The organism is Nocardia higoensis NBRC 100133, from assembly GCF_000308595.1.
In the GTDB taxonomy this organism is placed as follows: Bacteria; Actinomycetota; Actinomycetes; order Mycobacteriales; family Mycobacteriaceae; genus Nocardia; species Nocardia higoensis.
The window spans coordinates 1-14,291 of the sequence record NZ_BAGA01000103.1 but is presented as its reverse complement, the minus strand read 5'-3'; the positions used below and the strand labels follow the sequence as shown (position 1 = coordinate 14,291).

The following is a 14,291-nucleotide window of genomic DNA, read 5'->3' as shown; positions in this document are numbered from 1 at the left end:
AACTGACGATGTGTGCCGTGGGTAGACCTGATACTCCATGGTGGGGCTGGTTCGAACTGTAGGAGTCTTGGGTGACTGATCTGGTCGACGTGGAGTATGACGTCTTCACGACGCTTCTCGATGTCCTATCTCCGGTCGAAGCGGCGAAGAAGCTCTCCAGGATGGTCGACGACGATCTGATGGCGGCGATCCTGGAGCGGTATGAGCGGGACATGGACCGCATTCGGGAAATGCGCGAGCCTCAGACAGTAGTCTTCGACAACTACGAAACCTGGTATGCGGGGCCGCGTCCGGATGACAAGTTGTGGCCTTCGCTTGTCAGGCGTTTGGAAAAGCAATGGGGTGAGGACAGTCCAGCCATCACCGCGGTCGACGATTCCTCGACGCGGATTGTCTCTTTGCTGCAGCATCCGAAGGAGAAGACGTTCTCCACCCGAGGTTTGGTGGTCGGCTACGTCCAATCCGGGAAGACGACAAACTTCACTGCAGTGATGGCCAAGGCGGCTGACCGCAAGTACAAACTCTTCGTTGTCCTGGCAGGAATCCACAACGGCCTTCGGCGGCAGACGCAGGCGCGGCTGATCCAGCAGTTAGTCGAGCCAAACCCCAGCCTCTGGTCGCAGATCACCGACTTGGATCAAGACTTTCGTCCGACCGCGAATCCGGCGAGCTTCTTCGGCAAAGCTAACAAAACTCACATCCTCTGTGTAGTCAAGAAGAACGCGCCGGTTCTGCGTAAGCTCGTCCGTTGGCTGGAGCAGGCAAATGGATATCTGGAGGACTGTCCCGCGCTGATCATCGATGACGAAGCAGATCAGGCATCGGTAGCGACTGCCTCGATCAATCCGCTGATCAGACAACTTCTGACGATACTGCCGAAATCGGCCTATGTTGGCTATACAGCGTCGCCTTTCGCGAATCTGTTGATCGACCCCTCAGCGGAGGACCTGTACCCGGAGCACTTCATCGTGAACTTGCCAAAGCCGGAGGGGCATTTCGGAACCGAGGTGCTTTTCGGTCGGTACGCACTCGATGGCGAGGACCCGAACGATGTAGACGATGGTTACGACATGATTCGTGAAGTGCCGGATGAGGATGTAGAGCTGGTTCGGCCGAAGAGCAAGCTGGACGCTGAAGGCTTCGTCCCGGCCATAACCGACACGTTGCGTCGAGCCGTCTACTACTTCTGGCTCACCACCGCGGCTCGTCGCGTCCGTGGCACCGGCAATCCGCACTCAACGATGTTGATTCACACCAGCGTGCGTACCTCTGTTCACAACAGTTTCCGCGATCCGTTATACAGTTTGCGAGCGCGCACATTGAACAACCTGGGTGACCCCTCGTTGCTGAGTGAACTGCGTGAGTTGTGGGAGGAAGAGACCGCGCGAGTGCCGGCGGCTGGGTTCGGCGAGACGAAGGTGGCTTTCGATCGCCTTGTTTCTGAACTTGCCGGAGTGCTTCGCGACTGCACGGTCGTCATGGATAACTCGCAAAGCGCTGACCGCCTCGACTACGAGAACGGACCGGTGGTGGCTATTGCGGTCGGCGGGAACACCCTGTCACGCGGCTTGACCTTAGAGGGGCTCTCGGTAAGCTACTTCGTGCGATCGGTGTCGACCTACGACACGTTGCTGCAGATGGGGCGATGGTTCGGCTATCGCAATGGCTACGCTGATCTGCCGCGTATTTGGATGACCGAGGAACTCGAGGAATGGTTCCGTCATCTCGCGACTGTCGAGACGGAGATGCGGAGAGACATCGACGTCTACATGAGCGAAGGCAAGACACCGATGAACTTCGCTGTTCGGCTACGTACACATCCGGCACTTCGCGTCACCGCGGCCGCGAAGATGAAGGACGCGGTGACAGCACACGCCTCCTACGGTGGTTTGCGCATCCAAACGCGTTATTTTCGGCGTGAGTCCGAGTGGCTTCTCCGCAATCAGGCGGCAGCGCGAGAACTTGTCGCGACAGCAGTCAGGCAGGGCAGAGTGGAATCGCGGCCCGAAGAAGGCAGGTACGTGATCCGTGACGTACCCAGTGCTGGTGTGCTCGACTTTCTGGAGAGCTACCAGTTCCACGAGAAGTCCCAAGAGTGCGATGCCGCACTTATGTATCGCTATATCGACAAGCGCATCCGCGATGCGGGCGCGTTGCGTCGCTGGAACGTAGCGATTGTCGGCAGGCCGACGGACAAGGAAGAATCCAAGTTCTACTTCGCCGAGAATGTCTCGGTCGGAAGAGTCGTCCGTTCTCGGCTACGGACACCGGGTGCAGATCATGCCGACATCAAGACGTTGATGAGCCGTAGGGACGCGGCAGTCGATCTCGCCGGTGACTTCTCCCAAGCCAGCGAGGACGACATCAAAGCTGCTCGTAGACAGCAGCTACCCGATGTGGGCCTACTGGTTCTCTATCCGATCGACAAAGTTTCCCGCCCGACGCCCGACAAGGACAAGCGCGACCCCTTGAATGCTCCCGAGCATGTCATCGGAGTCGGCCTGGTATTCCCGACGCCGCCGGATTCCGATAGCCAGGTCCGTTGGAAAGCGACGTATATCTCGGCGAATCTGTCCGGTGTCGAGATGGAGGAGGAGGACCTCAGCGCCATCGAAGCCGAGGAACCCTGATGGTATCGGCGCTGCGCGATGTCCTCGATGACCAATGGCAACGGCTGGAAAGCTCTGTGCCGCAGTCTTCATCGGTCTTGCGGGTGACCGAGTTGCCGGTATCGACACGGTACGGCTCGTTGATGGCGGCCACGGACGCCGATGGCTTCCGGCATCTTCTGATCGCTGTCGATCCGCATCAAGCGGTGCGAAAGTTCCCTGACGGTCCGGTCCTACGTCTGCGGAAGCGGACGCTCGAGGATGACGAGGCTCGTCGAACATACGCAGACCTCGTCTGTCTGCGCAAAGATCTCGACCATACGTTCACTACGCTTTGTGCAGATGTGCTACTCGCCACGGAAGCTTCCCCGACCAGCCCGATGAAGGCGCTGAACGCCGTACTAGCTCGTTGGAAGGCACTGATCCAGAATCCTGGCCCGCCGCTCGGACCGCAGCAGTTGGCTGGACTGTTCGGCGAATTGCTGATCTTGCGGCGGCTCTTGGAACGCGACAACGCAGCGCACCAACTATGGCGTGGTCCACAGGGATACAAACATGATTTCTCGGGTGATGCGACTGCGATCGAGGTGAAAACTTCTACCTCGCGGACAGGACGATATGTCCGTGTACACGGTCTGGATCAACTCGAGCCGCCGACGGGGGGCATGCTGGACGTGGTGTGGCTACGGCTGGGGACAGCCGTCGACCAGGGCATCGGCGTTGCCGACCTCGTGGAACATGTTCTTGAGCTCTGCGACGATGAATGCGCGCTGCTGGACTTGTTGGCGGCCGCGGGCCTTCATCTCGCGGACCTGGAACACTACCGACTCAAACGGTTCACCATCGACGAGGAACGCTGGTACCGAGTGGATGTCGGATTTCCTCGTTTGACAACAGTGGATCTCGCGGTCGCGTCGGTCTCGGCGAACGTGCGCGATGTGGACTACACGATCGACTTGTCAGGTGACTCGCCTCAGGCCATGGATGACGGCCTTGTCGAACGCCATCTCGAAGCGCTGCTGCAGGAGTTGGTATGAAATCGCACGGGTGGACATCCCAGCCGTTTCCCCCAGAGGGGGCAAGCGCCGCCGAGGGTATTCGAAATCAACTCGGTAAACCTGAGTTGGACCATCTCACGATTCTGGTGCGCGAATCAGCGCAGAACAGTTGGGATGCGCGGGCCGGCGACGAACCGGTGCAGTACCGGATCAATCTGACAACGGTCAGCGCTGCAGACGCGCCTGCCTGGCGTGATCACCTGTTGCGAAAGGCGCCCGCGAACAAGTTCCTTCCGCTGCGAGAGGCGCTCCAGCAGCCGACGATCCGCGTGATGTCCATCTCAGACCGAGGCACTCGTGGCCTGGGTGGCCCTACTCGCGCTGATCAAGTAACCGATCAGCCACGTGACTTCGTCGCCTTCCTACGCAATATCGGTGAGCCGAGGGACCGAACGCTTGGCGGCGGAACTTACGGCTTCGGCAAGGGGATCCTGTATCTCGTATCGCACTGCGGCACGATCCTCGTACACACGCGGTGCGAGTACGAGGGGCGCTATGAAACCAGATTGATGGGCGCCGCTCTCTGGAAGAGCTACGACGCTCATGACGCTACCGGAGAACGTCGCTACACAGGTCGGCACTGGTGGGGCGATACCTCGGGAGACGTGATCGAGCCTCTTGTCGGCCAAGAAGCCGACGCTATGGCGCGGCGGTTGGGCCTGCGCGAATTCGGCAATCACGAGACCGGTACGACCGTGATCATTCTGAACCCGAATCTCGAGGAGAGGGAACCCGCCGAGGCTGCGAGGTACCTTGCGGAAACTATTACCTGGCAGCTGTGGCCGAAGATGCTTCCGCACGCCGATGAGGCGGTGCCGATGCGGTTCTCAGTGACGTGTGACGGCATCGAGTACCCGGTGCCGGACCCATGGAGCGTTGTGCCGTTGCGCCCATTCGTCAGCGCGTACAAGAAGATGGTTGGAGACGACTGCCAAGAACTCCGCTATGGCCGAGCGAAGATGTTGCTCGGTCGATTGGGGCTGCACAGAACCGTCGCCAAGCGATTCGATGCGAGTCATGCTGCCGCTGTTGCCGGGTTCGAAGATGGGCTCGTCCATCATGTGTGCCTGATGAGGCAGGCCGAACTCGTGGTCAACTATTGGCGAGGACCGAAACCTGCGAGCGAGTTCGCCGCGTATGCCGGAGTCTTCCGGGCGGATGAGTCGATGGACGCGACGTACGCGGCAGCAGAACCGCCTACTCACGACAGCTGGAATCCTCAAACGCTGGATCATCCGGACAGCTCGTATGTGCGAACAACCTTTACGCGCTTGCGAGAAGCGATCGACGCGGTGATCGGGAACGGTGGTCGCGGGGAACTCGAAGTGGCACAGGTTTCACTGGGCGCAGCAAGCGATCGCCTGTCGCCATTGATCGGCGGTGCCTGGGGGGTCGGGTCGGCGACTTCCTATGCGCGGCCCGGTGATACTTCGCCCCCGGCAAGTCGAAGACGCAAGGCGAGACGTCCTGAACCGAAGCGCTCGATCGATGACGAGATCGAAGGCGATGAAGATAGGGCGAACGATTCGTCGCAAGGGAGATCTGATGGCCCGACGTCGGGATCATCGAGCCGACCGACCCCTAGCCGCAAGCCCAGGGTCGAATACGTGGGGGAGCCCGAACCGGAGGATCTGTGGGGCAACGCGGTGGTTGTCCAAAAGTTTCGGCTCCCGGTCGCTGTTCCTCAGCGTGTTCGGGCCGAGGTGGCAGTGGCCCTGGCAAGTGACGGTGGTATCGAAACCGACCCACCCGCGGGTGCGGAGAATCCGGGACTTGTTGGTTGGCAGGACCCTTGCGGTGAGCTTTACCAAACTCCCAGCTTCGTAATCGAAGGCGGGAACGGCCAGATCTGGAAAGCGGTCGTGAAGCCGGCACCCGACACCATGACAGACATCGTCTTGTTCACCGAGAGGGTCAGTTGATGGCCAGACGCGTACTTCCGTACAAGTCGCCCGTCGACGTAGTTCGGGCGGGAGAGTGGCAGCTCACCGTCGACGGCGAGGAGATGCCGTTGCCGGAGGCCTATCCGCACTGGGACTACCAGACAGATCTGCGACTGCGACGGACAGTCCAAGTCGATCTGGCCGGAGCGCTGAGCGGTGCTACTTTGGCTCCGGACACCGATCTGACGGTTGCTGCTATCTGGACCTCCAGCGGTTCGCGTCTTCGCGGAATCGTCAGCCGGGTGCTTGTGCCCGATTCAGGGGCCGTTGAATTGAAGGCGGATCTTGCGGGCTCGGAGTTGGGGGGCGTCGTGCTCCTCGACACTGCGTTGGTGTTGACCCGCCGACGATCCGGCGATGACAGGCCGATCGCGCCTCGACGGGCAGGTTCGGTTCTCTGGAGTGACCGCAGTCAGATCAGGTTGCAGGGCGATGCGCCACAGTTCCCGGTTGCTGTAGTCGATTTCGCTCGAACAGATCATCCGGAGGATGCCGCATGGTACCTAGAGATCGGATCGAACCTGAACGCCGCCACAATGGGGGCGCTGTTGCTCCTCGTCAATGAGAAGAAAACCGTTGTGGCTGAAGCCATGCAACGTGCGGCCAATCCACGGCGGGAAGACAGACTGATATTGGCGATGGTCTACGCCGATGTAGCACGTACGATGGTTGATCACGCCTTGCGGCTTCCCGATTTCTCCGAGGACACGACCTACATCGATGAAACGCTCGGCGCTACATTGCAGGAGTTGTTCGGGCGTCTGTTCCCCGACCGATCTGTTGTGGACATCAGGCTGACTGCTGAGCACTCACCAGGCCGCTTCGCTTCCGAACTTCAAGCTGCGGTGAAGATCTTCGAGGGGCTCTGATGACGACACTCCTTTACCCTCGCCTACTTCGTGGTAGATCGAAGCAACTGGCCGAGGAGTACACGGAACTCGGCCCCCTGGAACTTCAGGACCGTTGGGCCACAAGCGATGAGTCGGCAGTGTTCGTAGCGACCGGTGGCGCTCGTGTCACCATCGATAAACTGCAGAGTCTTCGGGATATAGTCATCGACCTCGCCAAGGATGCGGGTTTTCCACAGCCCCCGACCGGTGAGCAGAAGGCAGCCTTCGATCTACGTCTCGCGATCATGCTGCACAAGGAGATGCGAATCGCTCCGGCCGAAGCCGCAGCCGGTGATGTCTGGGCCTTTCTTGCACTCGTTGTCCTGCCTGATGTAGCGCACTGGCGGTACCCCAAGCCGCCCGGTGACCGCGTCCGAGGTTCGGATCTGACCCGCCATGTGTTCGGCAGGCTTTGGTGGCGTTCGCAATTGGTCTACTCGCCGATGGACGACGATCCTTACGCGGCACTCCATGTTCTAGGTGAAGCTGCGTTCGATCAGATCTACGCGCGTCGTGCACTGTTGGGCGGTAGCCCGCACCTCATCAAAGCGATTCTCCGGGTCTGGAATCATCTGGATTTCAAGGGGCTTCCTGAGCGATTGCTCCTGCGTGACTTCCTCAAGCGACTACTCCGGCTTGCACCGTTTGTCGTCTTCGAAGCACTCGAAGACGAGGCACTCGATGAGGAGTTGCGGATGGTGGCCCGTGAGGCAGTGATCGGCGTCCTTCAGTTCGATCGTGGAATGTCGCCGGCTGATGCGGCAGCGGCAGCGGATCGTGCGCTCTCCAGCGTTCCCGGAGTCGGCTAGCTTCGGTCGACTATTCGCAGGCGTATCGGATGTTTCTGAGGGCAGCTGCCTGCATTTGATTCATGGCGATCGGAGCGCAGTTCTGCCTGTGGCGAACAAACGTCAGCACAGCGTCGACATCGTGACAGTCGGGCCTACTTACGATTTGGAATAACGTTCTGGCCAGCCTCGATGTCGTTGTCAATGGGGGAAGAGTCGGCGATGACACCGGTCGGTACGTGGTCGTTTAGCTCACACTCACCCCCCACGTAGGTGGAGGAATCTGGTGACCCGTGGCACTCTGGATTAACGAGACCGGTGCACTGCAAGTTACCCGGCTCGTCTACAGGAAAGTATGAAATGGCTCAAGGCATTGTGAAGTGGTTCAACAGCGAGAAGGGCTTCGGCTTCATCGCTCAGGACGGCGGCGGTCCCGACGTCTTCGTGCACTACTCGGCGGTCAGCGGTTCCGGTTTCCGGTCGCTGGACGAGGGTCAGCGCGTGGAGTTCGAGATCGGCCAGGGGCAGAAGGGCCCGCAGGCCCAGGATGTCCGCGTCGTCGCCTGACACGTCGACTTCGCAGAGGCCCCGCACCACTCGGTGCGGGGCCTCTCGCGTTTCCGGGGGAGTGCGGTGAAGGGGTTGGTGCGGGCCGGAGTCCGCGGGGGAAAGCGGGCGAAGTAGCATGCGTCGTTTCCGCACGTTCGACAGAAGGTTCGAGACCTAGATGGTGCACGGCACTGTGTTGTGGTTCGACAGCGAGAAGGGCTTCGGCTTCATCGCCCAGGACGGGGGTGGCCCCGATGTGTTCGTGGACTACCTGGAACTCGCCGGGGTCGGCTTCCGATCGCTCGAAGAGGGGCAGCGCGTGACGTTCGATCTACGGCACAGCAAGTCCGGGCCCGAAGCGGTGGGTGTGCGGGTCACCGGCTGACCGCGACGGCTCGTTCGTGGAAGAAGGCTGCCGCCAGCTCGCGGGCGCGTCGCGGGTACTCGGACGGCGCCTCGGGCACGGAGGCCGCGGCGCGGTCGAATTCGGCCTCGACGAAGTCGGCGACGACCGAGGGAGCGGCGCCGGAACCCATTTCCCTGGTGCGGGACTTCAGCTCGATCAGCTCCTCCACCGCCGCTACGAAGTCCGGCGGCAGTGCGCACTCGGCGAGCAGCGCCGGCACGTGCATGGGGGCGACGGCGGCCGCGGGGTGCTCGTGCAGCCAGCGCAGCGTGAGGGCGGGGCGCAGGGCGTAGAAGATCTTTTTCAGTGAGCCGTGCTCTCCTCGGTGCTGCCACTGCTTGCTGCCCAGGTGTAGGTAGTGCCTGGCGATGCGGTCGCGGTCGGCCACCTGGTCGGCGAGCGCGAGCAGGTCGGCGCGGAACGTCGGGTCGCCGCGGTAGACGATCGGTGACCTCAGCCATTCGATGAGCACCGCGTTGCCGCGCACCAGCAGGCGCAACGCCTTGGCGAGGTCCCAGCCGTTGAGGTCCAGCAGGCCGGTCAGCGGTGTCTCGATGACGTCGCGGGACGGCCACGGCGACAGATAGGTGTCCAGGGACGACAGGTAGACGAAGCGGCAGTCGTAGTCGGAATCGGGGGAGGGGAAACCCCATGCCCGGCTGCCGCTTTCGATCGCGAGCAGGATCTCGGCGCGGTGGTCGCGTTCGAGGCGCGTCAGTTCGCCGTCGATGGTGGCGACGAGCTGTGGATCCATCGAATCGGGTACGGCGCGCAGAGACATGCCGGCGATCGTACGGGCGAACCTCCGGGCCCTTCCTCCCATTTTTCGATGACGACGCGGGCAACGCCGCGGGCGAGTGTCAGCGATGCGGCGGCTGTGTCGATGGGGTGTTCGGAGGATTCGCGGCGCTAGCTGAGGGCCTATCTCGGAACGATCTCGGGAGGTGGTGGGAGAATATCTGAACAAGTTTTCGCGGCATTGTTCGAATATTCGATCGCCGTAATCGTCAAGCCCCTGATGTCGAGGGCGATATGGCGCCCGAGCCGGATGCTCTCGGCGGTGCCGCGCAGGTCAGACGCGGTTTTCTGGTACCGCATGGAAGGATTGCGGTGTGTCGGAATTCACTCCGGGCGACGAATGGTAGCGTGAATCACAATTTTTATTATTTCCGTAACCGTATGTCCGGCGGTCCCGATGAGCCGTATGTCAGCCAGTTCGACTGGGTTTGTTTTCGACGAAAAGGAATTCGCATGATCCCCGTTATCATCGACACCGGTAGCGCCGCTCTGAACGGACTCTTCGACACCCTGGGCGCCGCGCTGCACGGTCTCGTGAACACCCTGTGGACGGGTTCGTTCGGCGCCTGATCGCGGAACCGCACGCGAACCTCGAGGCCCCGCACCGACTGGTGCGGGGCCTCGTCGCATTAGTTGCTGAATCGTAGCCGAAACCAGTTCTCAGCAGGCAGGAGCTTGTCCGGATCGTTGCTAGCCTCGGCGGTTGAAAGTTGACTCACCATCCACCGGCCCGGGGATCTCTCGGCCGAAGCGGCGAACCCCCGGGTGCAATCCGGTCTTACGACCGGTCCGAGGAAGAGGAGTTCTACATGGGTTCGGTCCTGATCGAAACCGGCAGTGCTGTTCTGGAAGGCGTGATCGACATCTTGGGCGTCGTTCTCCAGGGCCTGGGCGCGCTGCTCGGCTCCGCGGAGTGACGAGTTCGACACCGGAGTAGCGGGCCTCGCACCGGAATTCCCGGTGCGGGGCCCGTTACGCGTCCTGGTTTGCCCGATTCACCGCCGGGCCACGACCGGACTGACGGCACTTGCCCACCGGGTGGCGACATCGGCTCGGAACCTGCCCACTAAGCTGGGGTCCGGTAATCAGCCGCCCCCCTTCTTCAGGAGTAACCCACTGTGAGCCAAGCAGGCCGTCCTGTAGTTCTGATCGCCGACAAGCTCGCCCAGTCGACCGTCGACGCGCTCGGTGACGGTGTCGAGGTTCGCTGGGTCGACGGCCCCGACCGGCCGGCCCTGCTGGCCGCGGTCCCCGAAGCCGACGCGCTGCTCGTTCGCTCGGCCACCACCGTCGACGCCGAGGTGCTCGAGGCGGGCAAGAATCTGAAGATCGTCGCGCGTGCCGGCGTCGGCCTCGACAATGTCGACGTGCCCGCGGCCACCGAGCGCGGCGTGATGGTCGTGAACGCGCCGACCTCCAACATCCACACCGCCGCCGAGCACGCGGTCACCCTGATGCTGGCCGCGGCCCGGCAGATTCCCGCCGCCGACGCCACCCTGCGTGAGCGCACCTGGCAGCGCAGCAAGTTCAACGGCGTCGAGATCTTCGGCAAGACCGTCGGCGTCGTCGGCCTGGGCCGCATCGGCCAGTTGTTCGCCGCTCGCCTGGCCGCGTTCGAGACCAAGATCATCGCCTACGACCCCTACGTCTCCCCGGCCCGCGCCGCCCAGCTCGGCATCGAACTGGTGACGCTGGACGAGCTGCTCAGCCGCGCCGACCTGATCTCGGTGCACCTGCCGAAGACCCCGGAGACCAAGGGTCTGCTCAGCAAGGAGAAGCTGGCGCTCACCAAGAAGGGCGTCATCATCGTCAACGCCGCGCGCGGCGGACTGATCGACGAGCAGGCGCTGGCCGATGCGATCAACTCCGGTCACGTGCGCGCCGCCGGCCTCGACGTGTTCGAGACCGAGCCGTGCACCGACAGCCCGCTGTTCGGGCTGCCGCAGGTCGTGGTGACCCCGCACCTGGGCGCCTCCACCTCCGAGGCGCAGGACCGCGCGGGCACCGATGTCGCCAAGTCGGTGCTGCTGGCGCTGGCCGGTGAGTTCGTGCCCGGCGCGGTGAACGTCACCGGCGGCGCGGTCGGCGACGAGGTCGCCCCCTGGCTGGATATCGTCCGCAAGCAGGGCGTGCTGCTCGGCGCGCTGGCCGACGAGCTGCCGGTGAGTGTCGAGGTGCAGGTGCGCGGCGAGCTGGCCGCCTCCGATGTCGCGGTGCTGGAGCTCTCGGCGCTGCGCGGCATCTTCTCCGCCCACGTGGAGGACCAGGTCACCTTCGTCAACGCGCCCGCGCTGGCCAAGGAACGCGGCATCAGCGTCGAGGTCACCTCCGCCTCGGAGAGCCCGAACCACCGCAGCATGGTCGACCTGCGCGCGGTGTTCGGCGACGGCCGCACGCTCAACGTCGCGGGCTCGCTCACCGAGCCGCAGCTGGTCGAGAAGATCGTCAACATCAACGGCCGCAACTACGACATGCGCGCCGAGGGCCTGAACCTGGCCGTGCTGAACTACGAGGACCGTCCGGGCGCGCTCGGCAAGATCGGCACCAAGCTGGGCGAGGCCGACATCGACATCCAGGCCGCGCAGCTGGCCCAGGACGTCGACAAGGAAGGCGCGACCGTGATCCTTCGGGTCAACAAGCCCGTTCCGGCCGACGTGCAGGCCGCGATCGGCGAGGCCGTCGGCGCCGCCAAGGTCACCCTGGTCGACCTGGTCTGATCGAAAACCGTTCTGATCCATACACTGCCGTCACGCGCCGCCACCGCAACTCGGTGGCGGCGCGTGGGGCATGACGAGGAGTTGTCATGAAGCTTGCGGTCATCCCCGGTGACGGCATCGGTCCCGAGGTCATCGCCGAGGCGCTGAAGGTGCTCGACGTGGTCGTGCCCGGCGTCGAGAAGACCGAATACGACCTGGGCGCCAAGCGATACCACGCGACCGGCGAGATCCTGCCGGATTCGGTGCTGCCGGAACTGCGTCAGCACGACGCGATCCTGCTCGGCGCGATCGGCGATCCGTCGGTGCCCAGCGGCGTGCTCGAGCGCGGCCTGCTGCTGCGCACCCGGTTCGAGTTGGACCACCACGTGAATCTGCGTCCGTCGAAGCTGTTCCCCGGCGTCACCAGCCCGCTGGCGGGCACGCCCGATATCGACTTCGTCGTCGTGCGCGAGGGCACCGAGGGCCCCTACACCGGCACCGGCGGGGCGATCCGCGTGCGGACCCCGCACGAGGTGGCCACCGAGGTCAGCACCAACACCCGCTTCGGCATCGAGCGCGTCGTCCGCTACGCCTTCGCCACGGCGCAGGCTCGGCGCAAGCACCTGACCCTCGTGCACAAGACCAACGTGCTGGCCTTCGCCGGTTCGCTGTGGCAGCGCACCGTCGACGAGGTGGGCGCGGAGTTCCCCGAGGTCACCGTGGCCTACCAGCACATCGATGCCGCGACCATCTTCATGGTCACCGATCCGGGCCGCTTCGACGTGATCGTCACCGACAACCTGTTCGGCGACATCATCACCGACCTCGCCGCCGCGGTCAGCGGCGGCATCGGGCTGGCGGCCAGCGGCAATATCGACGCCTCCGGCACCAACCCGAGCATGTTCGAGCCGGTGCACGGGAGCGCGCCGGATATCGCCGGGCAGTCGAAGGCGGATCCGACCGCCGCGATCCTGTCGATCTCGTTGCTGCTGAACCACCTCGGCAAGAGCGAGGAGGCCGCGCGGATCGAGGCGGCCGTCGCCAAGGATCTGACCGCCCGCTCGGGTGCGTCCTCCACGGTGGAGGTCGGCGACCGGATCGCCGCTTCGGTCTGATCCGGCCGGATCGGACGCCTCGCGTCGGTGACGACACGCGGCATCGGCAATACCGGGCTCGCCTCCGCGCCGGGGGCGAGGACCAGCCGTCACACGGGCCTCACCTCCGCGCGGGGGTGAGGCCCGTGTTTTCCGAGTGTTCGAAAAGTGTGCGGCCGGGTATCCGGGTCGGACGAGATCGCCGATGGGTCGGCTTCGAGTCGGCGGGAGGTCGCGATGCACCAACCACGAGTGGCGCGCGGGACGGCGCGCGGACCGTATTCGATCGTCGATCTGCACGCACTGCCGGGTCGCGGTCGTGATTACGAACTCGAGGACGGCTGGCTGGTCGAGGTCGTCCGCGGGGCCAGGCACAACCATGTGGTGCGACGGATGGCGCAGTCACTGGACCGCGCGGCGGATCCCGGCTCGCACGTGTGTCTCGGCGGGGGATGGGAGGTCGGCACGACCAGCGGGGTGCGCAAGCCCGATATCGTCGTCGCCCCGCGCGAGGTGATCCGCAACGCGCTGGTGGCCGATCCGCCGCGGGTGCTGCCGGGCACGCAGATGCGGTTGGCGGTGGAGGTGATCGCGCCCGCCACCGCGAGTGAACGCACCGATCGGGTGCGCAAGGTGCGTGAGTACGCGGCCGTCGGCATCCCCGAATACTGGATCGTGGAGCATCATCCGCAGGCGCGCATCCATCGGCTGGTGCTCGACGGTGAGATGTACCACGAGCGCTCGGTCGTGGATTCCGGTTCGCTCCTGGTGGCGGATATCGGGCAGGGCAACGATTTTCGGGTCAGCGTGGATCCGGCCGAGCTGCTGGAGATCTGATCGGCTGCTTCGCGCCCGGGGCCGGATCCGTTGTGGGCGTCGGCTGCCCGGCGGGGTCGGACGGCACCAACGGGACCGCCAGCGCCGCCACAGCCGCCGCGCCGAGGAATGCGGCCGGGAACCCGCCCCAGGTGATCAGCGCGCCGAAAACCGGTGGGATGGCTGCCATGGCGAGATTCTGGCCGGTGTTCTGCATACCCAATCCGCGTCCGCTCCAGAACGGGCCGGCGATCTCGGCGACGGCGGTGAAGGCCAATCCGTTGTCCGACACCGTGATCACCGAGGCCACGAACAGCAGCGGGACCGCGATCCACCACCAGTGTGTCCAGGCGGCGACGCCGAGGGCAGCCGTGCACAACGCCGCGGCCACCGCGACCTTGTACAGCGGGCCCAGCCTGCTGGCGACGCGATCCGACCAGGCGCCCGCGCCGATCCGGCCCAGCGCGCCGAGGATCTGGGTGGCTGTCACCACCGCGCCCGCGACCGGCAACGACCAGCCGATGTCGCGGTGCAGCCACAGCAGGGCGAAGGTCCACAGCACGCCCTGCGGCACAGCCAGCAGCACCGAGGCGCCGTGGATGCGCCACAGCGTGGAGTCGCCGCGATAGGGGTTGTCCCGGTCG

12 protein-coding genes are annotated in these 14,291 nt (G+C 63.8%); 10 read left to right on the top strand and 2 right to left on the bottom strand.

The features are described 5' to 3' along the window. Window positions 1-71: 71 nt before the first annotated feature. The 7 genes from ON26_RS18950 (at window position 72) to ON26_RS18920 (ending at window position 8,222) form a co-directional block, all read left to right on the top strand. On the top strand, window positions 72-2,630 hold the full coding sequence (locus ON26_RS18950) for a Z1 domain-containing protein (RefSeq protein WP_040797532.1): 2,559 nt from the start codon (window positions 72-74) through the stop codon (window positions 2,628-2,630). After that, window positions 2,630-3,646, top strand: a complete 1,017-nt coding sequence (locus ON26_RS18945) for a PD-(D/E)XK motif protein (RefSeq protein WP_040797531.1) — start codon at window positions 2,630-2,632, stop codon at window positions 3,644-3,646. The genes ON26_RS18950 and ON26_RS18945 overlap by 1 nt, the downstream gene beginning before the upstream one ends. After that, on the top strand, window positions 3,643-5,589 hold the full coding sequence (locus ON26_RS33455) for a hypothetical protein (RefSeq protein ID WP_157171937.1): 1,947 nt from the start codon (window positions 3,643-3,645) through the stop codon (window positions 5,587-5,589). The genes ON26_RS18945 and ON26_RS33455 overlap by 4 nt, the downstream gene beginning before the upstream one ends. Next, window positions 5,589-6,479 carry a hypothetical protein gene (locus tag ON26_RS34245; RefSeq protein ID WP_218000601.1) on the top strand — a complete coding sequence of 297 codons (891 nt, stop codon included), beginning with the start codon at window positions 5,589-5,591 and terminating at the stop codon, window positions 6,477-6,479. The genes ON26_RS33455 and ON26_RS34245 overlap by 1 nt, the downstream gene beginning before the upstream one ends. Next, the gene (locus ON26_RS18930; RefSeq protein ID WP_040797529.1) at window positions 6,479-7,309 is read left to right on the top strand and encodes a DUF6339 family protein; all 831 of its coding nucleotides are present in this window, start codon (window positions 6,479-6,481) and stop codon (window positions 7,307-7,309) included. The genes ON26_RS34245 and ON26_RS18930 overlap by 1 nt, the downstream gene beginning before the upstream one ends. A 339-nt stretch (window positions 7,310-7,648) precedes the next feature. Further along, window positions 7,649-7,855, top strand: a complete 207-nt coding sequence (locus ON26_RS18925) for a cold-shock protein (RefSeq protein WP_011210759.1) — start codon at window positions 7,649-7,651, stop codon at window positions 7,853-7,855. Between the two features lie 160 nt (window positions 7,856-8,015). Then, complete coding sequence (locus ON26_RS18920; protein WP_040797528.1) at window positions 8,016-8,222, top strand: cold-shock protein; 207 nt, start codon at window positions 8,016-8,018, stop codon at window positions 8,220-8,222. On the opposite strand, the gene ON26_RS18915 is transcribed toward ON26_RS18920, so the two are convergent. Beyond that, the gene (locus ON26_RS18915) at window positions 8,212-9,024 is read right to left on the bottom strand and encodes a nucleotidyltransferase domain-containing protein (protein WP_051027225.1); all 813 of its coding nucleotides are present in this window, start codon (window positions 9,022-9,024) and stop codon (window positions 8,212-8,214) included. The genes ON26_RS18920 and ON26_RS18915 overlap by 11 nt on opposite strands. A 1,135-nt stretch (window positions 9,025-10,159) precedes the next feature. On the opposite strand from ON26_RS18915, the gene serA reads away from it, so the two are divergent. The 3 genes from serA to ON26_RS18900 all read left to right on the top strand — a co-directional run bounded on the left by serA (window position 10,160) and on the right by ON26_RS18900 (window position 13,668). Beyond that, window positions 10,160-11,758: a phosphoglycerate dehydrogenase gene (serA, locus tag ON26_RS18910; RefSeq protein ID WP_040797527.1), complete on the top strand. Its 1,599-nt coding sequence runs from the start codon at window positions 10,160-10,162 to the stop codon at window positions 11,756-11,758. 86 nt (window positions 11,759-11,844) lie between these two features. Then, complete coding sequence (locus ON26_RS18905; protein WP_040797526.1) at window positions 11,845-12,852, top strand: 3-isopropylmalate dehydrogenase; 1,008 nt, start codon at window positions 11,845-11,847, stop codon at window positions 12,850-12,852. A 216-nt stretch (window positions 12,853-13,068) separates the two neighbouring features. Next, a complete protein-coding gene (locus ON26_RS18900) occupies window positions 13,069-13,668 on the top strand; it encodes a Uma2 family endonuclease (RefSeq protein ID WP_083884200.1) in 600 nt (199 codons plus the stop codon). Here the strand turns inward: ON26_RS18900 and ON26_RS18895 are convergent. After that, window positions 13,634-14,291: MFS transporter (locus ON26_RS18895; protein ID WP_157171936.1), on the bottom strand; the 658-nt coding region annotated here is incomplete at its 5' end. The two genes, ON26_RS18900 and ON26_RS18895, sit on opposite strands and share 35 nt — an antisense overlap.